At 64.3% G+C, this 25,000-nt stretch carries 23 protein-coding genes; 16 read left to right on the top strand and 7 right to left on the bottom strand.

Translation table 11 applies throughout. The annotated features are described in order from the left end of the window. Window positions 1-210: 210 nt before the first annotated feature. The 3 genes from ACNJX9_RS14995 to waaF form a co-directional block, all read right to left on the bottom strand. A complete protein-coding gene (locus tag ACNJX9_RS14995) occupies window positions 211-519 on the bottom strand; it encodes a hypothetical protein (RefSeq protein WP_271619899.1) in 309 nt (102 codons plus the stop codon). Between the two features lie 2 nt (window positions 520-521). After that, on the bottom strand, window positions 522-704 hold the full coding sequence (locus ACNJX9_RS15000; RefSeq protein WP_439409405.1) for a hypothetical protein: 183 nt from the start codon (window positions 702-704) through the stop codon (window positions 522-524). A gap of 93 nt (window positions 705-797) precedes the next feature. Then, entirely contained in the window at window positions 798-1,868 is a 1,071-nt protein-coding gene (waaF, locus tag ACNJX9_RS15005; protein ID WP_439409406.1) for a lipopolysaccharide heptosyltransferase II, read from the bottom strand. Between the two features lie 172 nt (window positions 1,869-2,040). On the opposite strand from waaF, the gene rfaD reads away from it, so the two are divergent. From rfaD to ACNJX9_RS15035, 6 genes are all read left to right on the top strand, one after another. Next, window positions 2,041-3,021: an ADP-glyceromanno-heptose 6-epimerase gene (gene rfaD, locus ACNJX9_RS15010; protein ID WP_439409407.1), complete on the top strand. Its 981-nt coding sequence runs from the start codon at window positions 2,041-2,043 to the stop codon at window positions 3,019-3,021. Between the two features lie 13 nt (window positions 3,022-3,034). After that, window positions 3,035-4,519 (top strand): D-glycero-beta-D-manno-heptose-7-phosphate kinase, encoded by a 1,485-nt coding sequence (gene rfaE1 / locus ACNJX9_RS15015; RefSeq protein WP_439409408.1) that lies wholly within the window; start codon window positions 3,035-3,037, stop codon window positions 4,517-4,519. Continuing rightward, on the top strand, window positions 4,516-5,799 hold the full coding sequence (locus tag ACNJX9_RS15020; RefSeq protein WP_439409409.1) for an O-antigen ligase family protein: 1,284 nt from the start codon (window positions 4,516-4,518) through the stop codon (window positions 5,797-5,799). Before rfaE1 ends, ACNJX9_RS15020 begins: the two co-directional genes overlap by 4 nt. Window positions 5,800-5,883: 84 nt before the next feature. After that, the gene (locus ACNJX9_RS15025; RefSeq protein WP_439409410.1) at window positions 5,884-7,797 is read left to right on the top strand and encodes an SDR family NAD(P)-dependent oxidoreductase; all 1,914 of its coding nucleotides are present in this window, start codon (window positions 5,884-5,886) and stop codon (window positions 7,795-7,797) included. A 32-nt stretch (window positions 7,798-7,829) separates the two neighbouring features. Beyond that, on the top strand, window positions 7,830-9,044 hold the full coding sequence (locus tag ACNJX9_RS15030) for a glycosyltransferase family 4 protein (protein WP_439409411.1): 1,215 nt from the start codon (window positions 7,830-7,832) through the stop codon (window positions 9,042-9,044). Continuing rightward, complete coding sequence (locus tag ACNJX9_RS15035) at window positions 9,041-9,988, top strand: NAD-dependent epimerase/dehydratase family protein (protein ID WP_439409412.1); 948 nt, start codon at window positions 9,041-9,043, stop codon at window positions 9,986-9,988. The genes ACNJX9_RS15030 and ACNJX9_RS15035 overlap by 4 nt, the downstream gene beginning before the upstream one ends. On the opposite strand, the gene ACNJX9_RS15040 is transcribed toward ACNJX9_RS15035, so the two are convergent. Together ACNJX9_RS15040 and ACNJX9_RS15045 are read right to left on the bottom strand one after the other, a co-directional pair. Continuing rightward, the gene (locus ACNJX9_RS15040) at window positions 9,976-10,965 is read right to left on the bottom strand and encodes an MraY family glycosyltransferase (RefSeq protein ID WP_439410062.1); all 990 of its coding nucleotides are present in this window, start codon (window positions 10,963-10,965) and stop codon (window positions 9,976-9,978) included. The genes ACNJX9_RS15035 and ACNJX9_RS15040 overlap by 13 nt on opposite strands. An 11-nt stretch (window positions 10,966-10,976) precedes the next feature. Further along, a complete protein-coding gene (locus tag ACNJX9_RS15045) occupies window positions 10,977-11,936 on the bottom strand; it encodes a lysylphosphatidylglycerol synthase transmembrane domain-containing protein (RefSeq protein ID WP_057749774.1) in 960 nt (319 codons plus the stop codon). Window positions 11,937-12,214: 278 nt separating this feature from the next. Between ACNJX9_RS15045 and ACNJX9_RS15050 the strand changes: the two genes are divergently transcribed. The 5 genes from ACNJX9_RS15050 (at window position 12,215) to murJ (ending at window position 18,724) form a co-directional block, all read left to right on the top strand. After that, complete coding sequence (locus tag ACNJX9_RS15050; protein WP_439410063.1) at window positions 12,215-13,204, top strand: SDR family NAD(P)-dependent oxidoreductase; 990 nt, start codon at window positions 12,215-12,217, stop codon at window positions 13,202-13,204. A gap of 7 nt (window positions 13,205-13,211) precedes the next feature. Beyond that, window positions 13,212-14,624, top strand: coding sequence for a mannose-1-phosphate guanylyltransferase/mannose-6-phosphate isomerase (locus tag ACNJX9_RS15055; protein ID WP_439409413.1), 1,413 nt, complete (start codon window positions 13,212-13,214; stop codon window positions 14,622-14,624). A gap of 181 nt (window positions 14,625-14,805) precedes the next feature. After that, a complete protein-coding gene (locus ACNJX9_RS15060) occupies window positions 14,806-15,810 on the top strand; it encodes a Gfo/Idh/MocA family oxidoreductase (protein WP_439409414.1) in 1,005 nt (334 codons plus the stop codon). 8 nt (window positions 15,811-15,818) lie between these two features. Further along, a complete protein-coding gene (locus ACNJX9_RS15065) occupies window positions 15,819-17,006 on the top strand; it encodes a DegT/DnrJ/EryC1/StrS family aminotransferase (protein ID WP_439409415.1) in 1,188 nt (395 codons plus the stop codon). A gap of 191 nt (window positions 17,007-17,197) precedes the next feature. After that, window positions 17,198-18,724: a murein biosynthesis integral membrane protein MurJ gene (gene murJ / locus ACNJX9_RS15070; protein WP_439409416.1), complete on the top strand. Its 1,527-nt coding sequence runs from the start codon at window positions 17,198-17,200 to the stop codon at window positions 18,722-18,724. A 21-nt stretch (window positions 18,725-18,745) separates the two neighbouring features. On the opposite strand, the gene ACNJX9_RS15075 is transcribed toward murJ, so the two are convergent. After that, window positions 18,746-19,444 carry a winged helix-turn-helix transcriptional regulator gene (locus ACNJX9_RS15075; RefSeq protein ID WP_439409417.1) on the bottom strand — a complete coding sequence of 233 codons (699 nt, stop codon included), beginning with the start codon at window positions 19,442-19,444 and terminating at the stop codon, window positions 18,746-18,748. 226 nt (window positions 19,445-19,670) lie between these two features. Between ACNJX9_RS15075 and ACNJX9_RS15080 the strand changes: the two genes are divergently transcribed. Both ACNJX9_RS15080 and ACNJX9_RS15085 read left to right on the top strand, forming a co-directional pair. Continuing rightward, window positions 19,671-20,183: an SRPBCC family protein gene (locus ACNJX9_RS15080; RefSeq protein WP_439409418.1), complete on the top strand. Its 513-nt coding sequence runs from the start codon at window positions 19,671-19,673 to the stop codon at window positions 20,181-20,183. Between the two features lie 48 nt (window positions 20,184-20,231). Further along, window positions 20,232-20,657, top strand: a complete 426-nt coding sequence (locus ACNJX9_RS15085; protein WP_220003074.1) for a GFA family protein — start codon at window positions 20,232-20,234, stop codon at window positions 20,655-20,657. Between the two features lie 59 nt (window positions 20,658-20,716). Here ACNJX9_RS15085 and ACNJX9_RS15090 read toward each other — a convergent pair whose 3' ends face one another. Continuing rightward, the gene (locus ACNJX9_RS15090; RefSeq protein WP_439409419.1) at window positions 20,717-21,217 is read right to left on the bottom strand and encodes a hypothetical protein; all 501 of its coding nucleotides are present in this window, start codon (window positions 21,215-21,217) and stop codon (window positions 20,717-20,719) included. A gap of 217 nt (window positions 21,218-21,434) precedes the next feature. Between ACNJX9_RS15090 and ACNJX9_RS15095 the strand changes: the two genes are divergently transcribed. From ACNJX9_RS15095 to ACNJX9_RS15105, 3 genes are all read left to right on the top strand, one after another. Then, window positions 21,435-21,827, top strand: a complete 393-nt coding sequence (locus ACNJX9_RS15095) for a DUF1127 domain-containing protein (protein WP_439409420.1) — start codon at window positions 21,435-21,437, stop codon at window positions 21,825-21,827. Next, on the top strand, window positions 21,828-22,427 hold the full coding sequence (locus ACNJX9_RS15100) for a GNAT family N-acetyltransferase (RefSeq protein ID WP_439409421.1): 600 nt from the start codon (window positions 21,828-21,830) through the stop codon (window positions 22,425-22,427). It abuts the gene before it with no gap. Window positions 22,428-22,591: 164 nt separating this feature from the next. Beyond that, window positions 22,592-24,901: a xanthine dehydrogenase family protein molybdopterin-binding subunit gene (locus ACNJX9_RS15105; RefSeq protein ID WP_057749022.1), complete on the top strand. Its 2,310-nt coding sequence runs from the start codon at window positions 22,592-22,594 to the stop codon at window positions 24,899-24,901. The last annotated feature ends 99 nt before the right edge of the window (window positions 24,902-25,000 follow it).

Genomic DNA, 25,000 nt, shown 5'->3' on the forward strand with positions numbered 1-25,000 from the left:
GAAACGCGAAAACAACCCCATGCACAGTAGCCCGTCCCAGCCGAATCAACGGCTTGCCAGGGGCATACGGCCAGAATGCGGATTTTACGAATTTTGCTTGAAGCGTCGGGCAAAACAGGTGTAGATTGGCATCATCCCAAACTCACCAACGACATTTCGGGGAGTGCCGGCTGGTCACTGAATTCGGCGAACCCAATGGTCACGCCTTCATCAAGCCGTCGTCTCGCGGCTCGACTTCTTCCGGGCCTTCTGACGCAGGAAGCTGACCTCGAGCTCGTCGCCGTTGACGCGGTCGAGCTGGCAACGCCGATAGGCAAGTCCGGTCGAGGAGAGCAGAAGGAAAAACTCGGTCAGGGCCAGACCCTCAATCGATGTCTCGACGCGAAGCGTTGCGTCGCCCTCCGATACGTCCTTGACCAGGCAGGGGCGACGCCAGGTGCCGTCGATCGCCATCATCTGCGCCGGCAGCGGCCGCTCGAACGAAACACGCTGGCTCTCGCGCTCCTTCTCCTTGGGCATGGCTAGCGCTTCATCTGCGGCTGCGAATGTCGACCTGCGAGTCTTGGCGCGGCATGGGGCGCCGGGTGAAGCCTGCGCTCGTAGGTGTCAGCGAGATCGAGCAGGCGTTTTCTGGTGAACGGGTCCGCTTTCGTCGCGAGCTCGCGGATGTCTTGAGCGCGTTCTTTGATGAAGTCCTCGTCCATCGGCTGTATCCCCCGGAAAGCGAGAGGATGCCAAGCCTTCCCGAAGGTGTAAGCAACATATGTTAGGTCAAGCGCCATGCACGGTGGCGCCACTCAGGTCGTCGCGCGTGCTGCAGCCTCACCCAGCACCCGCTGCGCAATCGCCACCACCTCTTCGGCCGCAATATCCCGCATGCAGCGGTGGTCATTCATCTTGCAGACCGTGCTCTGGCAGGGCTGGCACGAGAGGACGCTTTTGTTCTGGACCACGGTCGCGGCAAGGCCGTTCAATGGCGCCCAGAGATATGGGCTGGTCGGGCCAAAAATGCCCATGGTGGGCGTGCCCAGCGCGGCCGCGATATGCATCAGGCCGGAATCGTTGGAGATGGCGACGCCGGCCGCGGCCATGGCGAGGACGCCGTTGCGTAAGTCGTTACCGGTGAGGTCCCGCACCCCCGGGCCGCCAGCGGTCACGATCTCCTGGGCGAGACCCTTTTCCGCGGGGCCGCCGACCACCCAGACTTCGAGGCCGCGCTCGACCAGCAGCCGGGCCGCCTCGGGATACCAGGTCCAACGCTTGGAGACTCCGACCGAACCGGGGGCGAGCGCCACGGCCGCGCCGGCGCTGAGGCCGTTGGCCTGGCGCCAGCGGGCGATCTCCTCAGGCGGAACCCGCAATTGGGGCACCGGCCATTCCGGCGGCAGCGGCGCGCCGTCGGGCTGGGCCAGGGCGGCGTTCTCATCGATGAAGCGGGGGAGCTTGCTCTCGCCCCAGCGCCAGCGGTTGATCAATCCGAACCTGAACTCGCCGACCCAGCCGACCCGTTCGGGGATGCCGGCCAGGGTCGGCGCAATGGCTGCCTTCCAGGTGCGCGGCAGCACCAGGGCCGTGCCGTAGTTCCGCTCGCGCAGAAGCTTGGCGAGGCCAAACTGGCGGCGTGGCGCCAGGCGGCTGCGGGGCAGGTCCCAGACGATTCCCGCGCGCACGCCGGGCATGTAGTCGACCAGGGGGGCGCAAAGGGTGGTGGTGAGGAGATCGACCGGCCGGTTCGGCCATCGCTCCTTCAGGACCCGGACCACGGTATGATTCCGGACGAAATCGCCGATCCACATGTAGGGGACGATCAGAATCGGGCGCGTGTCGCCGCGTTCCCCATTCCCGCCAAGATGCGAATCAATATTCATTCGTTATTTGGACCGCAATGCTCCAGACGGCGGTTCGGTTAGCCGCTCCGGGCCGACAGGTAAAGGCGGCAAATGCGCTACTCCAAAAGGGGCGGCCCAAAATGCTTACACTTTGGCGGATGATGCGCTACGGCAGGTATCGGGACGTACAAGATCGGGCAGGGTGGTTGGAATGTTGCTGGTGACCGGCGGGGCCGGTTTTATCGGATCGAATGTCGTGGCTGCGCTGAACGATTCCGGCCGCAGCGACGTCGTGGTCTGCGATCTCCTCGGCAGCGACGGCAAGTGGCGCAACCTCGCCAAGCGGCAGCTTGTGGATATCGTGCCGCCGGCCGAGCTCGCTGACTGGCTGAAGGGCCGCAAGCTGGATGTCGTGATCCATCTCGGGGCGATTTCCGAGACCACCGCGACCGACGGCGATCTCGTGATCGAGACCAATTTCCGCTTCTCGATGCGCCTCTTGGACTGGTGCACGGCGGCTGCGGTGCCGCTGATCTACGCGTCATCGGCCGCGACCTATGGCGACGGTGCGGAAGGTTTTGACGACGATGCCTCGCTGGCTGCGTTGAAGAAGCTGCGGCCGATGAATCTCTACGGCTGGAGCAAGCATCTGTTCGATATTGCGGTTGCCGAGCGCATCGCGCGCGGCGAGAAATTGCCGCCGCAATGGGCCGGCCTGAAATTCTTCAACGTGTTCGGCCCCAACGAATACCACAAGGGCGCGATGATGAGCGTGCTGGCGCGCCGCTTCGACGACGTCAAGGCGGGCCGCGTGGTGCAGCTGTTCAAGTCGCATCGCGACGGCATCGCCGACGGCGAGCAGCGGCGCGATTTCATCTATGTCGACGACGTCGTGCGCGTCATCCTGTGGCTGCTGGCGACGCCCTCAGTGTCGGGCCTCTTCAATGTCGGCACCGGCAAGGCGCGCAGCTTCCGGGAGCTAATGTTAGCTGCCTATGCCGCGCTCGGCATCAGGCCCAACATCGAATACATGGACATGCCCGAGCAGATTCGCGGCAGCTACCAGTACTTCACCGAGAGCAAGGTCGATCGTCTCCACCGTGCCGGTTACAACGGCGGCTTCACGATGCTTGAGGACGCGGTGAAAGCCTATGTCGGGGATTATCTCGACCGGCCCGACCGTTTCCGCTGAGGCTTTGTTGATCATGGCGACGCCCATTCTCGATTTCGATGCCCTCGCGCAAGCCATCTCAGGCCGCACGGTGCTGTGCATCGGCGACATCATGCTGGACGAGTTCGTCTATGGCGAGGTGTCGCGGATCTCACCGGAAGCGCCGACACCCGTCATCGCGGCCCAGCGCAGCGAGATCCATATCGGCGGCGCAGGCAACGTCGCGCGCAATATCGCTTCGCTCGGTGCGAGCTGTATTTTCGTCGGCCTTGTCGGCGAGGACGAGGCCGGCAGGCAGCTCGCCTCCGCGCTGGCAGACTATGCCGGGATCGAAAGTGCGCTGGTGTGTGACCCGTCACGGCCGACCACGAGAAAAGTCCGCTTCGTCTCCGAGCATTTTTCCACGCATATGCTGCGCGCGGATTGGGAGCAGGCGCAAGCCGCCTCCGATGAGGTCGAGACCAGGCTGATCGGGGCGATCCTGCCGCAGATCGCGCGCGCCGATATCGTGCTCCTGTCCGACTACGCCAAGGGCGTGCTGACCGCGCGCGTGATCCGCCATACGATTGATGCCGCGCGACAAGCCGGCAAGCCCGTGATCGTCGATCCCAAGAGCCTGAACTGGGCGATCTATCGCGGCGCGACGCTGCTGACGCCCAATCGCAAGGAATTTGCGGAAGCCACCCGCAGCCGCGCCGACACGCCACAGAGCATCGTCGATGCCAGCGAGGACGTGATGCGGCTGGCCGATTGCGAGGCCATTCTAGTCACGCAGGGCGAGCACGGCATGACACTGGTGCCGCGTCATGGCGAGGCGATCCACGTTCCAGCTTTCCCGGTGAAGGTGCGCGACGTCTCCGGCGCCGGCGACACCGTCGCCGCCGCGCTCGCAGTCTCGATCGCAGCGGGCGCGGACTGGGACACGGCGCTGCGCATTGCCAGCGCCGCGGCAGCGGTCGCGGTCGGCAAGCAGGGCACCGCCAGCGTCAGCGCCGGCGAGCTGCGCCGGAAGATCCTCCCGCACGCGACACTGGCGGCCGAGGAGAAGGTCGTCAGCGCGCAAGGTCAGCTCGAGGCCCAGCTCGCCGAATGGAAGCGGGAGGGGCTGCGGATCGGCTTCACCAATGGTTGCTTCGACATCCTGCATCCCGGTCACGTCAAGGTGCTGACCGCGGCGCGCGCCGCCTGCGACCGTCTCATCGTCGGGCTGAACAGCGACGCCTCGGTGCAACGGCTGAAGGGCGCGGATCGGCCGGTCCAGGACGAGCGGGCGCGCGCGGAGGTGCTGGCCGCGCTCGAGGCCGTCGATCTCGTCGTCGTCTTCGAGGAGGACACGCCGATCGACCTGATCAGGCGGATTACGCCGAGCGTGCTGGTCAAGGGCGGCGACTACACCCGCGAGCAGGTGGTCGGTCACGAGGTCGTCGAGGGTGCGGGCGGGGTGGTCGTGCTGGTCGACATCCTCCAGGGCTTCAGCACGACGGCGCTGGTCCAGCGCGCGCGTGGAGAGATCAAGTGACGACACTTGCGCGGGAGACGACCGCCCAGATGCTGTGGCGGCGGGTCCACAGCCCGACAGCGTGGGGCGAGACCGCCGACCTGTTCGCCATCCTCACGGTGGCCTCGCTGCCGTGGTCGACCTCGCTTACGGCGATCTTTAACGCCGCGTTCCTGATCTGCATGGTGCCGTTCCTCGACTGGAAGGCGTTCCTGCAATCGCTGACGCGCCCGATCTGTGCGGCGCCGATCGGGCTGTTCCTGCTCGCGCTGGCGGGAACGCTGTGGTCGGACGCGGCCTGGGGCGCGCGCCTTTATGCCGTTGGTCCGACCGTCAAGCTGCTCGTGTTGCCCGTGCTGCTCTATCATTTCCAGCGTTCGCCGCGCGGGCACTGGATGTTCATCGCCTTCCTGGTGTCCTGCGCGCTGCTGTCGGTGATGTCGTGGCTGGTCGCCTTCTATCCCGATCTGACGCTCAAGGCCGATCACCTCGAGCGCGGCATCTTCGTCAAGAACTACATCGACCAGAGCCAGGAGTTCGCGCTCTGCGCGGTCGCGCTCGCCTATCCGATCGTGCTGCTGCTGCGCCAGAAGCGCTACCGGCTCGCCGCGCTGCTGACCGCGCTGGCGCTGAGCTTCTTCGTCAACATGGTCTTCGTGGTGGTGTCGCGCACCGCGCTCGTCACCATTCCGATCATGTTCGGCGTGTTCGCGCTGCTTCATTTGCGATGGCGCCACATCGCGATCATCTCCGTCGCGCTGCTCGCCGGCGCCGCGATCGCCTGGCAGGCCTCGCCGCAATTGCGCAAGACCACTGACACCTTTGTCAGCGACTACACGCGCTACGTGGAAAAGGGCGAGCCGACCTCGATGGGCCTGCGGCTCGAATTCTGGCGGAAATCCCTCGGCTTCTTCGCAGAGGCGCCGATCAAGGGCCACGGCACGGGCTCGACGCGCGGATTGTTCGAGCAGGCGAAGACGGGAAGCGGCTACCGGGCTTCGGCCGAGGTGATCGGCAATCCGCATAACCAGACGCTCAACGTGGCGGTGCAATGGGGCGTCATCGGAATCGCCGTTCTCTTAGCGATCTGGATCCTGCATCTGCTGCTGTTTCGCGGCGACGGACTCGCCTGTTGGATCGGCCTCTTGGTCGTGGTGCAGAACATCTTCACATCGCTGTTCAACTCCCATCTGTTCGACTTCCACGAGGGCTGGATGTACGTCATCGGCGTCGGCGTCGCTGGCGGCATGGTGATCCGGGAACAACAGCGGGCGGCCAAGGTGGGGGCAGCGGGTTCCTAAGCGTTCGCGCGGCTGGCAACTCTTGTCCAGATGGGCTATCAGCGCGGGCAGGTTGCACTTAACGGGATATTCATCGGTCGGCGGATGACGCGTCTTTCGCATCTTACCTTGCGCAATTTCATGATCGCGCTCCACGACCTGCTGGCGACCACGGCGGCGCTGTTCGCAGCCTTCTATCTGCGCTTCGAGGGCGGCGACGGCTTCTACGACCGCCTGCCGCTGCTGTTCCAGATCCTGCCCTACTTCCTCGCCTTCAGCGTGGTCGTGTTCTTCGTCTTCAACCTGACCACGACGAAATGGCGCTTCATCTCGCTGCCGGATGCGCTGAACATCATCCGCGTCGCGTCCGTGCTGACGGTCGCGCTGCTGGTGCTCGACTACATCTTCGTTGCTCCCAACGTTCGCGGCGCCTTCTTCCTCGGCAAGGTGACCATCGTCCTCTACTGGTTCCTCGAGATCGCCTTCCTCAGCGCGCTGCGCATGGCTTACCGCTACTTCCGCTACACGCGGGTGCGGCGTCACGCCCGCGCGGGGGATGCCGCGCCGACGCTGCTGATCGGCCGCGCTGCGGATGCCGAAGTCCTGTTGCGCGGCATCGAGAGCGGGGCGATCAAGCGGATCTGGCCGGTCGGCGTGCTGTCGCCGTCGAGCTCGGATCGCGGCCAGTTCATCCGCAACGTTCCGGTGCTGGGCGGCATCGATGATGTCGAGGACGTCATCGCCGACTTCGCCAAGCGCAACAAGCCGATCGCGCGCCTCGTCATGACGCCGTCGGCTTTCGAGCCGGAGGCGCATCCGGAATCCATCCTGATGCGGGCGCGCAAATTGGGGGTGATGGTCAATCGCATGCCCTCGCTCGAGAGCGGCGACAGGCCGCGGCTCACCGCCGTCGCAGTCGAGGACCTCCTGCTGCGGCCGAGCGAGAAGATCGACTATGCGCGCCTGGAAGCCCTGATTCGGGGCAAGGCGGTGATCGTCACCGGCGGCGGCGGCTCGATCGGCTCGGAGATCTGCGAGCGCGTCGTCGCCTTCGGCGCCGCGCGCCTCCTGATCCTGGAGAATTCGGAGCCGGCGCTCTACGCTGTCACCGAGGCGCTCGCCGCGCACGACACCGGGGCTGCGATCCAGGGTCGGATCGCCGATATCCGCGACCGCGAGCGCATCATGCGCCTGATGGCCGAGTTCAAGCCCGACATCGTGTTCCACGCGGCTGCCCTCAAGCACGTGCCGATCCTCGAGCGCGACTGGAGCGAGGGCGTCAAGACCAACATCTTCGGCTCGATCAACGTCGCCGATGCGGCGCTTGCCGCCGGCGCCGAGGCCATGGTGATGATCTCGACCGACAAGGCGATCGAGCCGGTGTCGATGCTGGGCCTCACCAAGCGTTTCGCGGAGATGTACTGCCAGGCGCTCGATCATGACCTTGCGGCAGGTGGCGCCGGCGCCAAGCCGCCGATGCGGCTGATTTCGGTCCGGTTCGGCAATGTACTGGCCTCGAACGGTTCGGTGGTGCCTAAGTTCAAGGCCCAGATCGAGGCAGGCGGCCCGGTGACGGTGACGCATCCCGACATGGTCCGCTACTTCATGACAATCCGCGAGGCCTGCGATCTCGTCGTTACGGCTGCCACGCACGCGCTCGGCACGGCAAGTCGTGACGTCTCGGTCTACGTGCTCAATATGGGTCAGCCGGTGAAGATCGTCGATCTCGCCGAGCGCATGATCCGTCTCTCCGGCCTGCAGCCCGGTTACGACATCGAGATCGTGTTCACGGGGATGCGGCCGGGCGAACGCCTGAACGAGATCCTGTTTGCGTCCGAAGAGCCGACCCGCGAGATCGGCGTTGCCGGCATCATGGCCGCGCAGCCGAACGAGCCGCCGATGCAGACCCTGCGCAAATGGATTGCGGCGCTCGACCAGGCGATCGCCCGCGACGATCGCGCGACGATCAGGACCATCCTGAAGGATGCCGTCCCCGAATTCGGGTCGACCGCGGCCTGACCATGCAGCCGCAGGACAAGACCGGAGACAAAATGGTCGGCAAGATCGTCGTCGCGAGCCAGCATTATCCGCCGGATCCGAGCACGACGGCCGCGATCATGGCCGAGATCGCCTGCCGCCTCGCCGCCGAGCACGAGGTCGTGGTGCTGTCGGGCTCGCTCGGCGCGGTGCCGGCCTCCCAGACCGGTCCGGGCAGGCCGCGCGTCGTTGCGGTCAAGAATCAGATCGCGGGAAAGGCGGCGCTGGTCCGGCGCGGCCTGTCCGAGCTGCTGTTCGTGCTGCGCATCTTCATCGCACTGCTCCGGTGCTTGCGGCGCGGCGATGTCGTGCTCACCGTCACGGCGCCGTTCATGCTGCCTTATGCGGTCGCGGCGGCGGCGCGGCTGAAGGGCGCGCGCTCGGCGCTGATCATGCACGACCTCTTTCCCGACGTGCTGGTGATGGCGGGCCTCTTGAAGCCGCGCTCGATCGTGGCCGGCGTGATGCGCGCGGCCAACAGCCTGATGTTCCGCGCGCTCAATGCCGTCATCACCATCGGCCGCGACGCCGAGCGGCCGCTGCTCAGCTATTCCGGCATGACGCGGAACAAGATCCGCTTCATCCCGAACTGGGCGACGTTGGTGCCGGCGGTGCGGCCGGCGACATCGGACAATCCGTTCCGCAAAGCGCTTGCGGCGCGCTTCATCGTCGGCCTATCAGGCAATCTCGGCTTCACCCACGATCCGGAGATCGTGTTCGAGGCGGCGCGCCTGATGAAGGACGAGCCGGAGATTGGTTTCCTCCTCTCGGGCTGGGGCATTGGCTTCGAGCGGCTGAAGCAGTTGCAGAGGGATGCCAACCTATCAAATGTCACCTTCGTGGCACGCGTGGCGGATGGCGAGCTCGAGGCATTCCTGGCCGCTGCCGACCTCTGGATCATCCCGTACCGGAAGGATGTGGCCGGGGTGTCGGTGCCGAGCCGTTTCTATAATCTGCTGGCGGTCGGCCGCCCGGTCGTGCTGGTGTCCGAGCCCGAAGCCGAGGCGGCCCTGACGGTGGTGGAGAATGGGCTCGGCTGGGTCGTGACACCGGGCCGTGCCGATCAGCTCACAGACGCGATCCGGGTAGCGTCGCGCTCGAATGACGGCGCCATGGCGGCGCGGGCTGTGAAGGCCGCAGCGCGATTCGATCGCGGCGTTGCGATGAACGCCTATGCCGGTGTGATCGACGAGTTGTTGCGCAACCCTGTTCTTTCGGAGCAACAATGAGCGCGCAAAAACGGATCGTGCTGGTCACGGGGGCGAGCGGCTTCGTCGGCCGTCACGTCGCGCCCGCGCTCATGCGCGAGGGATGGTCGGTTCGTCGTGCGGTCCGCGGGCCTATCGGCATGGACGACGAGATCGTGATCAAATCGATCGGTCCCGATACCGATTGGACACAGGTGCTGGACGGCGTCGACGCCGTCCTCCATCTCGCAGCGCGCGTGCATCACAAGCACGAGGAGCATGCCGTCCAGCTCTACCGCGACGTCAACATTGCGGGCACGCTGCACCTGGCGCGTTCCGCGGCCAAGGCGGGCGTGCGCCAATTCATCTTCGTCAGCACAGTTCTCGTCCATGGCCGCAGCAACGAGGGCCGGGCTCCGTTCAGCGAGGACGAAATCCTAACGCCGCGCGGCCTTTACGGCATGTCCAAGGCCGCGGCTGAGGCAGGCCTGAGGACGCTGTCGCGCGAGAGCGACATGAAGATCTCGGTGATCAGGCCGCCCCTGGTCTATGGCGCGGGTGCCAAAGGCAATTTTGCGCTGCTGACGCGCGCGGTGAACCTTGGATTGCCGCTGCCCTTTGCGGCGATCCGCAACCACCGCGCCTTCTTGGCTGTGCAAAATCTCTCGTCCTTCATCTTGCGCCGGCTCGGCAATCCCGACTCGGCAAGCAATTTCGATGTGTTCCTGGTGGCCGACAAGGAGCAGGTCTCGACGCCGGAATTCATTGAGCGTCTGGCCAAGGCGTCTGGCAAGAGACCGCGTCTGTTCGGAATGTCGCCGAAATTGTTGAGCTCGCTGCTCGTCGTGCTCGGCCGTCAGGACACACATGACAGCTTGATCGGCTCCCTCGAACTCGATATTTCCAAGGCAATTGCGACCGGCTGGCAGCCGGATGTGTCGCTCGACGAGGGCCTGCGGCTGGCGCTGACAGCTCAGGATGACTGAGGGCGGGAGAACCGCCGCAGCTCGAAGGTGACCGTGAGCGCGCCCGCCAACAGCGCCAGCAGCGTGACCATTGCCGAGCCTGAGCGAACGGTGAGGACGGCGAGCGCCGCGAGCACGAGATTGACCAGGAACACCTCACCAATGATCCGGAGGACGGTGAAGCCGTTGTCGGTGGCACGCTGGTAGAAATGCGCGCGGTGCGCCGACCAGAACTGCTCGCGTCTTGCGATGCGCCGGAACAGCGTGATGGTGGAATCCGCAAGGTAATAGGCCGGCAGCAGCAGCGCCGCCGCGATTTGTCCGCTCCAGGCGAGCTCAAGCAGGCACCAGCCGAGCAGAAGGCCGATCGGCAGGCTGCCGACATCGCCCAGAAACACTCTTGCAACCGGCTTGTTGAACGGTGCAAAGCCGAGCATGGCGCCGCAGAGCGCCGTTGCGATCAGCACCGCCGGCCAGGACAAATCGCCAAGCAATCCGAGCAACAGTAGCGCGGCGGTGACTGGCACCACCTCGGCAACCGTCATCAGGTCGAGCCCGTCCATGAAATTGACGAGATTCACGAACCAGACACCGGCGAGCAGGATGAGCCCGCGCTCCAACGAGAGCGGCAGCGCCGACACGACACGCGCAGTCTCGGGCGCGGTGAACACCACGGCACCAACGCAGGCGGCTTGCAGCGCGAGCCGCACCAGCACCGGCAGCGACACGATGTCGTCGGCGAACCCGACGATTGCGATCACGACCGTTGCAATGACGAGCGCCAGCGGGATCGCAACGTTGGCCCAGGCGGCCCACGGCAATGCGACCAGCAGCGTCGCGGCGATGACCGCGATGCCCGCGCCTTGCGGGGTCGGAATTCGATGCGAGGAGCGCGCGTTCGGCCGCGCCAACGCATAGCGCTGGAGCAGCGGACGGCTGATCCAGGTGATCAGCGCCGACATCAGCGCGGCGATCGCGACGGCAAGCAGCGCGGGCATCGCGGCCAGGCTCACTCCGGCACTCCGATCGGCGCCGAGCCCTGCGCGGCCTTCTCCGCGCTGAGGATCCAGACGAGGCCACCGACCGCGCCGACGGTGAACGAGACCGCGCCGAACAGCAGCGAGACGTTGACGCCCTCATTGGCGGCGAGCCCGGCAAAGCCGAAGGCGAGCCCCATGGTCGCCTCGCGCACACCCCAGCCGGCGATCGAGATCGGCATCAAGGTGATTAGCATGACCGGCGGCACCAGCAGGAAGACCTGGCCGAAGCTGACTGGCGCGGCGATCGACTGCACCACGCACCAGGCGATGACGGCGGCGAGCGCGTGGATGACGAAGGACAGGATGGCGATGGGAAGTCCGTGCCTGCGGCTGAAGATCACGCGATTGGCGATCACGGCACAGGCGTGGAGGTGATGGGTCGCCCACCAGGTCTTCAGCCAGCGCCATTTCAGCGCGCCGAAGACCAGGAAGCCGAGGCCGCCGGCGAGGGCCGCAAGATCGATCAGCAGCAGCGCCGAACGCCCGTTCGGATCGGTGATGAGCTGGAAGCTCCAGGGCAGGCTCGCGCCGATGAGAATCGCGAGCGCAATCAGGCCAATCGCGCGATCGACGAAGATCGAATAGGTCGCCGCACGCCATCCGGCGCCGGCGCGCGCGACCAGCCACAGCCGGACCGCGTCGCCGCCGATCGCGGAGGGCAGGGTCTGGTTGAAGAAGGAGCCGATCACGTTGTAGCGCATGGCGCGGGTGAGCTCGAGCGGCGCGCCGCATGCGGCGCTGACATCGCGCCAGCGCAACACGCCGATGAAGATCTGCAGGAATGTCACCGCAATCGCCAGGCCGAACCAGAGCAGGCTGGATACGGTGAAGCGCGAGACCAGCTCGGTCAGATCGACCTTGCGCAATGCCAGATAGAGCAGGGCCGCGGAGATCAGGATTTTGGCCGTCGACAGCAGGATTCGGCGCATCTCGTCCGCATGAACTGGGTTGGCGAAGGTTGAGGTCACCCGACGCCAGGCGCCGAATTCGGCCGCTTTGGTATGGTTTTGGCGCCGATCTTGCAATAGCCCTCTTGAAGCTCTCTTGAGGCTCTCTTGCAATGGCTCTTAAGCCCTTGCGGGGGGTCTTTACTGTTAAAATGGCTGGCTATTGCGGCCCCCTTGGGACGCCGTCTAAAGAGACTGGCATGGCCAGTGTGGCGAAGCATGTCCTCGGATTTGCCTTCGCGGATTACCTTGGGAACAGGATGACGGATCAGGCGATTTTGGTCACGGGAGCCGCGGGCTTCATCGGCTTTCACCTCGCCCGGCAGCTCCTGGCCGAGGGCAGGCCTGTCGTCGGATTGGATAATCTCAACACCTATTACGATCCGGCGCTGAAGCAGGCGAGGCTGGCGCTGCTGCGGAGCGAGGCCGGCTTTTCCTTCGTGCAGGTCGATCTTGCCGATCGCGAGGCGATGGCGGCGTTGTTTGCGCGACATCGATTTGCCAAAGTTGTGCATCTGGCGGCCCAGGCCGGCGTCCGCTACTCGATCGACCAGCCTCACAGTTACGTCGATTCCAACCTCCAGGGCTTTCTCAACGTGCTGGAGGGCTGTCGGAACAATGGCTGTCGTCATCTCGTCTACGCCTCGTCATCCTCCGTTTACGGCGCGAACACGAAACTGCCGTTTTCCGTGCAGGACCGGACCGATCATCCCGTGAGCTTTTACGCCGCCACCAAGAAGGCGAACGAGGTGATGGCGCAGTCCTACAGCCATCTGTACCGGCTGCCGGTCACGGCCTTGCGGTTTTTTACCATCTACGGCCCGTGGGGACGGCCTGATATGGCCATGTTTCTGTTCGTAAACGCCATCCTGGCCGGCAAGCCGATCCGGCTCTTCAACCATGGCGGGATGCGCCGCGACTTCACCTATATCGACGACGTGACCCGTGTCGTGTCCAAACTGATCGATCTTGTGCCTGCGGACAATCCGGCTGCCGCAAATGCGCCCTCTCGAACCTACAATGTCGGAAATCACCGCCCCGAAGAGCTGATGCATGTCGTCGGGCTTCTGGAGCGGGAGCTGGGCCGGACGGCGATCAAAGAATTGCTGCCGATGCAGCCGGGAGATGTGGTGGAAACGTTCGCGGATGTCGAGGATTTGATGCGCGACACCGGCTTTGCACCGTCAACGCCGATCGAGCACGGGGTCCACAATTTTGTCACCTGGTATCGCGACCACTACAAGGTTTGAAACGACGATGGACAAACGCATTATCCCCCTGATCATGTGCGGTGGTGCCGGCACGCGGCTGTGGCCGGCTTCGCGCGAGGTGCGGCCAAAACAGTTCCTGCCGCTGTTCGGCCCGCGCTCGACCTTCCAGGACACGCTGCTGCGGGTCTCCGATGCGTCGCTGTTCGACCGGCCTGTTGTCATCACCAATGCGGCGTACCGCTTCATGGTGCTGGAGCAGCTCGCCGAGATCGGCATCGAGGCCGACGTGATCCTCGAGCCGATGCGCCGCGACTCCGGTCCTGCGATCGCCGCCGGCGCGGCATTCGCGCAAAACCGCACCAGTGAAGCGATCGTGCTGGCGCTCGCCGCCGACCATGTGGTGCGGGACAATGCCGCCTTCATCGCGGCATGCCGCGAGGGCCTCAGCGCTGCGAGCACGGGACGCATCGTCACCTTCGGCGTCAAGCCGGAGCGGCCGGCGACAGAATACGGCTATATCAGCCCGGGTGAGGTGATCTCAGGCGAGGTGCATGCGGTCGCGCGCTTCGTCGAGAAGCCGGATGCGGTGAAGGCTTCGGATTACGTCAATTCCGGCTATCTCTGGAACAGCGGCAACTTCATGTTTCCCGCAAGCCTCTTGCTCGACGAATATCGCAAGCTCGATGCGGCGAGCGTGGATGCGGTGTCCGCCGCGGTGAACAATGCCGGTCGCGATCTCGGCTTCGTGACGCTGGAGCCGCAGGCCTTTGGTGCGGCCAAGGCGATCTCGATCGACTATGCCGTGATGGAAAAGACCTCGCGCGCGGCCGTGGTGCCGGTGTCGTGCGGCTGGTCCGATGTCGGCTCCTGGCGCGCGGTGTGGGAATTGTCCGACAAGGATGCGCAAGGCAATGCGGCGCACGGCACCGCCGTGTTCGAGGATTCGCGCAACTGCAACGTCACGACCGATCATGCGCTGGTGGCGCTCGAAGGCGTCGACGATCTCGTCGTGGTCGCGACCGCGGATGCCGTGCTGGTCTCGCGCCAGCAGGACGCCAACGGGCTGAAGCGCCTGATCACCAAGCTGAAGGCGGTCGCGCCCAAGGTCACCGAGGAGCATCTCAAGGTGCACCGCCCCTGGGGCAGCTATCAGTCGGTCGACAATGGCGAGCGCCACCAGGTCAAGCGCATCGTGGTGAAGCCGGGCGGACGGCTGTCGCTGCAGAAGCATCACCATCGCGCCGAGCACTGGATCGTGGTCCGCGGTGCCGCCCGCGTCACCGTCAACGAGACGGTGAAGACGGTGCATGAGAACGAGTCCATCTACATCCCGATGGGCGCGGTGCACCGGATGGAGAACCCCGGTAAAATCATGCTGGAACTGATCGAGGTCCAGACCGGGTCCTATCTCGGGGAAGACGACATCATCCGGATTGAAGACGACTATCAAAGGTCGTAACCAGCGAACTCCGAATCACGCGATCCGGGCCCCAAAAGCCCGCTTTCGGCGGCTAAGGCCCGGAGAACGTGTAACTTTTTGAATCAAATCGTGTCCGGCCAATTTGCCCGGCATTCGCCACATCTGTGGCGCCCGTGCTAGAAGCAGCCCGGGGATTTGCGCTGAATCGGGGTTTGCTCAGATGAGTTCCATGGGATCACAGCCGGCAAAGGCCGGCCTGCGCGTCGGTGTCATCGGCGCCGGTGTGATGGGCAGCAACCATGCGCGAGTGCTCGCCGGTCTGCCCGGCGTCACCCTGGTCGGCGTGGTCGATCCTTCACCCGCGCATCGGGCGCGCGCGACGGAGCTCGCCAATTGCAACAGCTTCGAGACGCTCGACCAGCTCCTCGCCGAGGGCGTCGATGCCGTCACCATCGCGGCGCCGACGCATCTGCATCACGAAGTCGCGCTGGCCTGCATCGCCAGGAATATCCACGTGCTGGTCGAGAAGCCGATCGCCTCCACGGTGGAAGAGGGTCGCGAGATCGTCGCCGCCGCGCAAAAGGCCGGCGTCACGCTGATGGTCGGCCATGTCGAGCGCTTCAATCCGGCCGTTGCCGCGGTCAAGCAGGCGATCGCGGGCGAGGACATTCTCTCCATCGCGATCACCCGCGTCGGCCCATTCCCTCCGCGCATGTCCAATGTCGGCGTCGTCATCGACCTTGCCGTACACGACATCGATCTGATCCGCTGGTTCACCGAATCCGACATCGTCGAGGTGCAGCCGCAGCTGTCGAGCGCGGTCGCCGAGCGCGAGGACATCGCGCTGCTCCAGTTCCGCACCGCCAATGGCGTGCTTGCCCACATCAACACCAACTGGCTGACGCCGTTCAAGGCGCGCAGCGTCACGGTCGCGACCCGCGGCAAATACGTGATGGGCGATCTTCTGACGCGCCAGGTCACCGAATGCTTCGGCTTCAAGCCTGACGGCAGCTATTCGATGCGGCATCTGCCTGTCGGCCATGACGAGCCGCTGCGAGCCGAGCTGATCGCCTTCCTCAAGGCCGTTCGCAACGGCGAGACCCCTGCGGTCACCGGCGACGAAGGCGTCGCCAGCCTCGAGATCGCGACGCAGTGCCTCGAGACGCCATCGCGGCCCGCAGCGACGTCGCCCGCCCGCAAGGGCCCGCGCCGCGTCGCCGGCTAAATCCCTCCATGTCGACCAGGCAAGAAGGCGCCAAGAACCAGGCCATGAACCAGCATCTTCGTTCCGAACCGATTCCCTTCATCGACGTCGCCTCGCAGCGCGTGCGGCTCGGCGCCTCGCTCGATGCGGCGGTCAAGCGCGTGATGGACCATTGCCAATTCGTCAACGGTCCCGAGGTCTTCGAGCTCGAGAAGCAGCTTGCGGCTTATTGCGGCGCCAAGCACGTGGTGGCGTGCTCCAACGGCACCGATGCGCTGCTGATGGTGCTGATGGCAAAGCGCGTCGGGCCCGGCGATGCCGTGCTGTGTCCGTCCTTCACCTTCATTGCGACCGCCTCGCCGGCGGCACGGACCGGCGCGACGCCTGTTTATGTCGACGTCGATGAGACGACCTTCAACATGGATCCGGAATCGCTCAAGCGCGGCATTGCGGCCGCGCGCAAGGCCGGCTTGAAACCTGTGGCGGTGATTCCGGTCGATCTGTTCGGACAGCCGGCCGACCACGATGCCATCGCCGAGATCGCCGCGTCCGAAGGCCTCTTCATCATCGATGACGCCGCGCAAGGTTTTGGCGCAAGCTACAAGGGTCGCAAGCTCGGCACCTTCGGGCTCGCCACCACGACCAGTTTCTTTCCGGCAAAGCCACTCGGCTGCTTCGGCGACGGCGGCGCGATTCTGACCGATGACGACGAGCTCGCGGCGACGCTGCGCAGCATCCGCGTGCATGGGCAGGGCGTCGACAAATACGACAATATCCGCCTCGGCCTCACCGGCCGGCTCGACACCATGCAGGCCGCGATCCTGATCGAGAAGCTGAAGATCTTTGACGACGAGATCGCCGCTCGCAACAAGGTCGCCGAGCGCTACGCGCGCGGCCTCTCCAATGTGGTCACCGTGCCGCGTCTGGCGCCGGGCAATACCTCGGTCTGGGCGCAGTACACCATCCGCCTGCCTGAAGGCACCGACCGCGACGGCTTCGCCGCCGCGCTGAAGGCACAGGGCGTGCCGACCGCGGTCTATTACGGCAAGTCGATGCATCAGCAGTCCGCCTACAAGCAATATCCGGTCGCCGAGGGCGGCCTGCCTGCCTGCGAGAGCCTGTCGCAAGACGTCATCAGCCTGCCGATGCACGCTTATTTGACCGAAGCCGATCAGGAGCGAATCATCGCTGCCGTCTGCGGCGCGCTCGCGGGGTGATTTTTTTGCTTCACCTCTCTCGCTTGCGGGAGAGGTCGCGCCGAAGGCGCGGGTGAGGGTTCTCTCCTCTGGGGGAGTCTTCGTTGTCGAGACACCCTCTCCCCAACCCTCCCCCGCAAGCAGGGGAGGGGGCGCACTTCCATTGCGGTTTGCATCTAGACCTAATCGCGCCATGCTCTAGAACAGTCCGCATGCTCGGACGCATCTTCACGGTTGGGGGTTATACGCTGCTCTCGCGGCTGACGGGGTTTGCCCGCGACATCATGCTCGCGGCGATCCTTGGCGCCGGCCCTGTGGCCGACGCCTTTTTCGTGGCGCTGCGACTGCCCAATCATTTCCGCGCAATCTTCGCCGAGGGTGCCTTCAACGCTGCCTGGGTGCCGGCTTATGCACATGTCCATGGCGAGAAGGGGGAGGCGGCGGCACACCTTTTCGCCGACCGCATCTTCACGCTGCTGCTGGCCTCTCAAGTTGTGCTGCTGATCGTCGCCTGGCTGTTCATGCCTCAGGCCATGAGCATTCTGGCGCCGGGCTTTTCGGAGGACGCCGAGCAGCGCAAGCTCGCGATCGAACTAACCCGGATCACCTTTCCCTATCTGCTGCTGATCACGCTGGTGACGCTCTATGGCGGTATGCTGAACGTGATGCAGCGCTTTGCCAGTGCCGCCGCCGCGTCGATCTTCCTCAACGTCGCGATGATGATGACGCTTGCGGTCGCCGTCTGGTTTCCGACCGCCGGCCATGCTGCGGCCTGGGGCGTCCTCATCTCGGGCTTCCTGCAATATTTCCTGCTCGCCGGCGATCTCGCTCGCCATGGCGGTCTGCCGCGCTTCGCGCCGCTGAGGCTCGACGAAGACGTCCGCAGCTTCTTCAAGGCGCTCGGGCCGGCCACATTGGGCTCGATGGGGACGCAGATCGCGCTGTTCGCCGACACCATCATCGGGACCTTCCTGCCGGCAGGCGCGCTGTCGGCGCTGTACTACGCCGACCGTCTCAATCAATTGCCGATCGGCGTCATTGGCATCGCCATCGGCACGGTGCTACTGCCGGAAATGTCAAAACGCATCACGGCCAACGACCATGACGGCGCGATGAAGGCGCAGCGCCGCGCCTTCGATTTCACGCTGCTGTTCTCGATCCCGTTCGTCGCGGCGTTCCTCACCGTGCCCGACGAGATCATGCGTGCGCTGTTCGCCCGCGGCGCGTTCTCCAAATCTGACGCGATTGCAGCGGGCGGCACGCTCGCTGCGTATGCGATCGGCCTGATCCCCTTCGTGCTGATCCGCAGCGCGGTCGCGACCTTCTACGCCCGCAAGGATACGGCGACGCCGGTGCGCGCTTCGCTGACCGGCATCGCCGTCAACGTCGCACTGAAGGTCGCCCTGATGGGATCGCTGGCTCAGATCGGCCTGGCGCTCGCGACCGCCGTCGGCGTCTGGACCAATCTCTTGCTGGTGCTGTTCTTCGCCGTGCGGCGCGGTTTTCTCGTGCTGGATCGGGCGTGGCTGATGTCGCTCGGCAGATTCCTGCTGACCGGAATCATCCTTGCGGCCGCCTTCTGGCTGATCGCGCGATTCACCGGATCTGCGCTGGGCGCGATGCGCTTTCACGATGAAGTGACGCTGGTCCTGCTCGCCGTCGGCGGCACGATCGTCTACGCGCTCGCGATCCTCGTTCTGTTCGGGCGCCGCTGGCTGGTCTCGCTGGTACGCGGCTAGACCCGAGCGAATGGTCGGCATTCAACTCGCCAGTTTTCTCTCCTTGGCGAACGGGCTGAGACCAAGCCAAGTTTGCATCGAGGATGCGATTTGCCGATCGCCGGTCAGAATCATTCGGCGACTGTCCACGGCCGCACGGACGGTGTCGAGCCCCATCCAGATAGCAGTCATGCTGCGCAGATCGACGGAAACATAGAGGTCGACGTCAAATCCGGGATCGACCGAGCACAGGTCGACGCCTTCCTCGGGATCGACGATCAGCCACCAGTGTCGTTGGGTCGCTGAAAGCTCGGGATAGACGAACTGGATGATGTTTCGCCGCCTGGGCATCGGCGTCGGATTCAGATTTCGCCGCATATCCCACATCAGCAGTTGAACGTCGAGGTGCTGGAGCGACAGGTCGGCCTTGATCCGGCGTTGGCCCCAGATTCCAAATCCTTCGACGATGGGAGTGAGTTCACGTCCCGCCGGGGTCAGCCGATATTCATAGAGGCCAGGCTCCGAAGCCAATGCTTCCCGCGCGACAATCCCCGCCGACTCGAGATCCTTGAGCCGCTGCGATAGCAGCGCGGGCGACATCCGGGGAACACCACGTCGCAGATCATTGAAGCGCGTCGAGCCGGCCATCAGCTCCCGCAGCAGCACCACAGTCCAGCGTGTACACAGAACCTCGGCGGCCATCGCGACGGGACAGAACTGCTTGTAGCTGCCAGCAGCCATGTTCTCTCTCCTGGTGGACCATTTGCGAACGTACTGCGGAATTCGCAGGGGCTTCCAGTTCAAAATCTGTACCGGCATCGATTCAGTTCGTGAACTAGTGGCATGCAGAGGGCCCTTGCTACCTCTCAGCATGCGGATTTGGACCGCTCCACCGGGCTTGAAGGACCGTCGCGACGCGCCGGCCGAGAGCCTCATGGCATCAATTCACAATGACAGGGTAATTACGATGACAAGGATTTTCTGCAGGCCCAGGCTCTCCATGGCGAGCGTTGCGATGTTCGGCACGGTGTTGCTCCACTCGGGCACAGCATCCGCCGCTGTGGCCACGATCAGCCGCAGCGTTGACGTGAAGGCGGCTGCCCGGGACGTCTGGTCGCTGATCGGGCCGTTCTGCGCGATCAAGGATTGGCTGCCCCCGGTGGGTCAGTGCATCGAGGACGGCAAGGCGCCATCAACGCGCATTCTCGTCACGAAGGACGGAAAAGCCGCTTTCGTCGAGACGCAAGTCGCCCGGAATGAGGCCGAGTACAGCTACTCCTACAAGTTCCTGACGAGCCCGCTGCCCGTCTCGAACTACACCGCAACGATCAAGGTGACCTCGAAAGCCAATGGCGCTTCCACCATTACCTGGAATGGCTCCTATACGCCCGAGCCAGGGCAGGAGAAGGCCGCGAGCGAAGCATTGCTCGGCGTCTATGAAGCTGGCCTCGCTGAAATCCAGGCAAGATTCGCGAAATAGGTCCGAAGCTTCAGACGTTCAACAGATCAGATCAAGGAGATCGACATCATGACGATTTACAGCGGCAAATGCTTTTGCGGCGCGGTTGAAATCGAAGCGGAGGGAGCACCGGAAGCCATGGGATATTGCCATTGCTCGTCGTGCCGCTCCTGGTCGGCCGCCCCAGTGAACGCATTCACATTGTGGAAGCCGCAGAACGTGCGGGTGACCAAGGGCGCCGAATTCGTCGCCACCTACGCACAATCGGAGCTCAGCCATCGGCAATACTGCAAGGGCTGCGGGGGGCATCTCATGTGCGACCATCCGCCGCTTGGGCTCGTCGACGTCTACGCAGCCACATTGCCGACGCTGAAGTTCGCGCCGGGCGTGCACGTCAATTATTCCGAGACGGTGTTGCCGATCAGGGACGGCCTGCCGAAACTGAAGGATTTTCCCGCCGAATTCGGAGGCTCAGGTGTCGCCGTTTCTGAATAGCCCCCTGGTCTGGACGTTGATCGCGCTGATCTTGTCCATGGCCGGAATCCTTCATGACCTCAGCTGAACTTCTTAACAGGAGAGCGGCCGTCTGATCGTCCGGCGATCTTTTTTCCGCGGCGTGTAGCCGCGGAAAGGAAGCCTGATTGTGCATGGAGTGAGCGCTTGAAGTTGTTCTGCGCCAGATCGCAGAGATGCACCGACCAAAATGATGATGCCTGCAAATAAAGAAAACCAAATGCGCATCCTGCAAAGCTCTGCTCAAATGTATGTTTCTCGTTCGTGATGCTCTGGTAGATTTCGCCGGAAATCAAATGGCCGACGCCGCTGACATCGCCGGGACTGCCGATATACCGCCAGCCCGTAAGTTGCTTGCCGCTGGAGACGTCCCAAAGCCGAAACTCGACCTTGATGCGGCCATCGGGTTGACGGCCGGTGCGGCCAACGACCAATGCCTGTGTGCTGGTTCTGCGCCAATCGGCAAATTTGGGGCACGTCAGCAGAGGCTCGGAAGTCGTCGCGGGAAGGGTTCGCCTCCAGGGTGCAGTCAGCCTCCGCACATCTCTTGATTATGCGCGGTTGTCGTGCTATTGGCTGCTCATGATGAAATGCTCGCGCCAAATCAAGTTCTGGAACATGACCCGCTTCGGTTGGGCCGTGGAAGGAGTCGTGCGCTAGCAATTCGACGACGACATCTCTTCCACCAGGCCCCGCCGGCATCGGACGGGGCCTTTTGTTTGGCCACGCTCCCTGCCGGCACAACAGCAGGAGCATACGATGCCACCACAACTCACGGATATCTCGCCGGGAATTGAGGGCGAGGCCGCAAGGCGCGGCCTCACGCTCTCGATCGTCCAGGCAAAGAGCGCGATCGACCAGGCGTTGGCGGAGCGCCTCAAGGCGTCTGCGTCTGCGCTGGACGGCGCTGTGCTGGATGCTGCCGGACCAACGGCCGCATCGACGCCTGGCCTCCTCGGTCTGCTCAAGCGAGCCTGGCTTGCGTTTCTGGCGCGGCGCCAGAACCCGCAGCCTGCCTTGCAGGATCTGAGCGACAGGGAGCTGATGGATATCGGCCTGACGCGCGGCGAGGTCGACTACCTCTCGCCTCAGCGTGCCATCGATAATCTGAGGGATAGCACGAAGTATCTATGGAGCGGCCGTGGGATGTGAATGACCATCCCGCGCCAAGACAAGAGAAAGGCCGATATCATGGTCTCAAATACGGTCATTCCTCAGGCGGATTGTGAAATCCGGCGATTGACTGTCGATGATCTGGAAAGCCTTCGCGAGATTCGCGCGGAGGCAATTCGGGCGCATCCTCAGACGTTTGGTTCTCCTGAAGAGGACGAAGGCGGCGAGGTGATGATGGTGGCCTATCGCCAATGGCTCGGCGAGACGATCCTTGGCGCGTTTGGCTGTGAGGGTCTGATCGGAGTGGCGGGCTTCTATGTCTCGCGATACAGGAAATCGCAGCATAGGGGACATATCTTCTCGGTCTATGTGCGGGAGAACGAACGCGGCAAGGGTGTCGGAAATCGGCTCGTCAAGGAGCTTCTTGCCCGAGCCGAGGCGCGTGTCGAGCAGGTGCACCTTGCCGTGGGATCGACGGCGGTTGCTGCCATCAAGACTTATCAGCGAAATGGTTTCGAGATCTATGGCACCGATCCCAGTGTCATTCGCATCGGTGATGCCACCTATGACCATTACCTGATGATGAGGAAATTCAGCGCTAGCGCCGGCCCCGACAGCCCGGCTTCCATTGGGGCCTGACTCCCACAGGGAAATGACTGCACTGCGGCCGTTCCGTCCGATCCCGCTCTGAGGCGCAAGGCACGGGTCGTTTTTTCGCGGGGCCCGCCTGCCTAAACCCGTTTGCACTGCCTCTTTTTCCACGGCAATATGCCGGCAAAACAACCATAGGACGGGACAAGACAATGGCAGCCCCCATCAAATTCGGCGTAGGCCAAAGCGTGCTGCGCAAGGAGGACGACGCGCTGATCCGCGGCAAGGGCCGCTATACCGACGATTACACGCCGCAGGCTGCGCTGCGGTGCCTGGTGCTGCGCTCGCCGCATGCCCATGCCAAGTTCACCATCGATGCGAGCCGCGCCCGGACGCTGCCTGGGGTCGCACTGATTCTCACCGCGGCCGAGGTCGGCGATCTCGGCAATCTGCCCTGCCTGTTCAATCTGGAGACCGATCCGTTCACCGGCCCGCCTTACCCGATCCTGGCCAAGGACGAGGTGCGGCATGTCGGCGACGCCGTCGCTTTCGTGGTTGCCGAGACCATCGACCAGGCCCGCGACGCGATCGAGGCGATCGAGGTCAAATGGAGCCCGCTGCCGGCGGTGACCGGCGTCGTCAACGCCGTCAAGAAAGGCGCGCCGCAGGTCTGGCCGGACAAGCCGGGCAATGTGCTGTTCGACGTCTCGATCGGCGACAAGAAAGCGACTGAAGCCGCCTTCGCCAAGGCGCATACGGTTGCCGAAATCTCCATCGTCAATCCGCGCGTGGTTGCGAGCTTCATGGAGACGCGCGCGGCGGTCTGCGAATACGACGCCAAGGCCGATCATCTGACCCTGACGGTCGGCAGCCAGGGCAGCCACCGTCTGCGCGACATCCTCTGCCAGAACGTGCTGAACATCCCCACCGACAAGATGCGGGTGATCTGCCCCGACGTCGGCGGCGGCTTTGGCACCAAGCTGTTCCCGTACCGCGAATACGCGTTGATGGCGGTCGCCGCGCGCAAGCTGAAGAAGGCCGTCAAATGGTCGGCCGATCGCTCCGAGCACTTCATGGGCGATGCGCAGGGCCGCGACAACGTCACCACCGCCAAGATGGCGCTGACTGAAGACGGCAAGTTCCTGGCGATGGATTGCGACCTGATGGGCGACATGGGCGCGTATCTGTCGACCTTCGGGCCTTATATCCCGCACGGCGGCGCCGGCATGCTGCCGGGCCTCTATGACATCCAGGCTTTCCACTGCCGGGTGCGCACCATCTTCACCCACAGCGTGCCGGTCGATGCCTATCGCGGCGCGGGCCGGCCTGAGGCCGCCTACGTCATCGAACGCCTGGTCGATGCCTGTGCGCGCAAGCTCGAGATGACGCCGGATGCGATTCGTCGCAAGAACTTCATCCCGCCGAAGGCGCTGCCCTACAAGACCGCGACCGGCAAGGTCTACGACTCAGGCGATTTCGCTGCGCATCTGAAGCGCGCGATGGAAATCGGCGAGTGGAAGGAATTCGGAAAACGCGCCAAGGCGGCGAAGAAGCACGGGCTGATCCGCGGCATTGGCCTTGCGAGCTATGTCGAGATCTGCGGCGTGATGGGCGAGGAGACCGCCAATGTGCGGCTCGACCCCAATGGCGACGTCACCGTCCTGATCGGCACGCAGTCGAGCGGGCAGGGCCACCAGACCGCCTATGCGCAGATCGTCGCCGAGCAGTTCGGCGTTGCGCCGGAGCGCGTCCACGTCCGCCAGGGCGACACGGCAGAGATCGCCACGGGCCTCGGCACCGGCGGCTCGGCCTCGATTCCATCAGGCGGCGTCAGCGTCGAGCGCGCCACGCGCGAGCTCGGGCAAAAGCTCAAGGAGATCGCGGCGCAGGCGCTGGAAGCCAGCGCCGGTGACCTCGAGATCACCGACGGCATCATCAAGATCGCCGGTACCGACCGCTCGATCTCGTTCGCGGATCTCGCCAAGCGGCCCGGCGTCGATCCGTCGAAGCTGAATGGCAGCGCGACCTTCGCCAGCGCTGACGGCACCTACCCGAACGGCACGCATCTGGCGGAGGTCGAGATCGATCCGGCCACCGGCATCATCAGAATCGTCAACTACGTGATCGTCGACGATTTCGGCAAGACGCTGAATCCGCTGCTGCTGGCGGGCCAGGTGCATGGCGGCGCCATGCAGGGCATCGGCCAGGCGCTGATGGAGCAGGTGGTCTATGGCGCGACCGATGGCCAGCTCATCACCGCGACTTACATGGACTACGCGCTGCCGCGCGCGGCGGACGGCCCGTCCTTCGTGTTCGAGACCCACAACATTCCCTGCACGACCAATCCGATGGGTGTGAAGGGCGCGGGCGAGGCCGGCGCGATCGGGTCCTGCCCGGCCGTGGTCAACGCCATCGTCGATGCGCTCTGGCGCGAATACAAGATCGATCACATCGACATGCCGGCCACGCCGGAGCGGGTGTGGATCGCGATCAACGAGCACCACCGCCGCCACAGCCTGTAAGGCGTCGCGCCCGGCTCGCGGTGGGAATAATCGCCCGCGGCCGGGTTCTAACCATCAATGGCCTGTTCCCCCAACCGACTTGCGAGCCGGAGAAGAAGA

The organism is Bradyrhizobium sp. BLXBL-03 (assembly GCF_051853015.1).
GTDB lineage: Bacteria > Pseudomonadota > Alphaproteobacteria > Rhizobiales > Xanthobacteraceae > Bradyrhizobium > Bradyrhizobium manausense.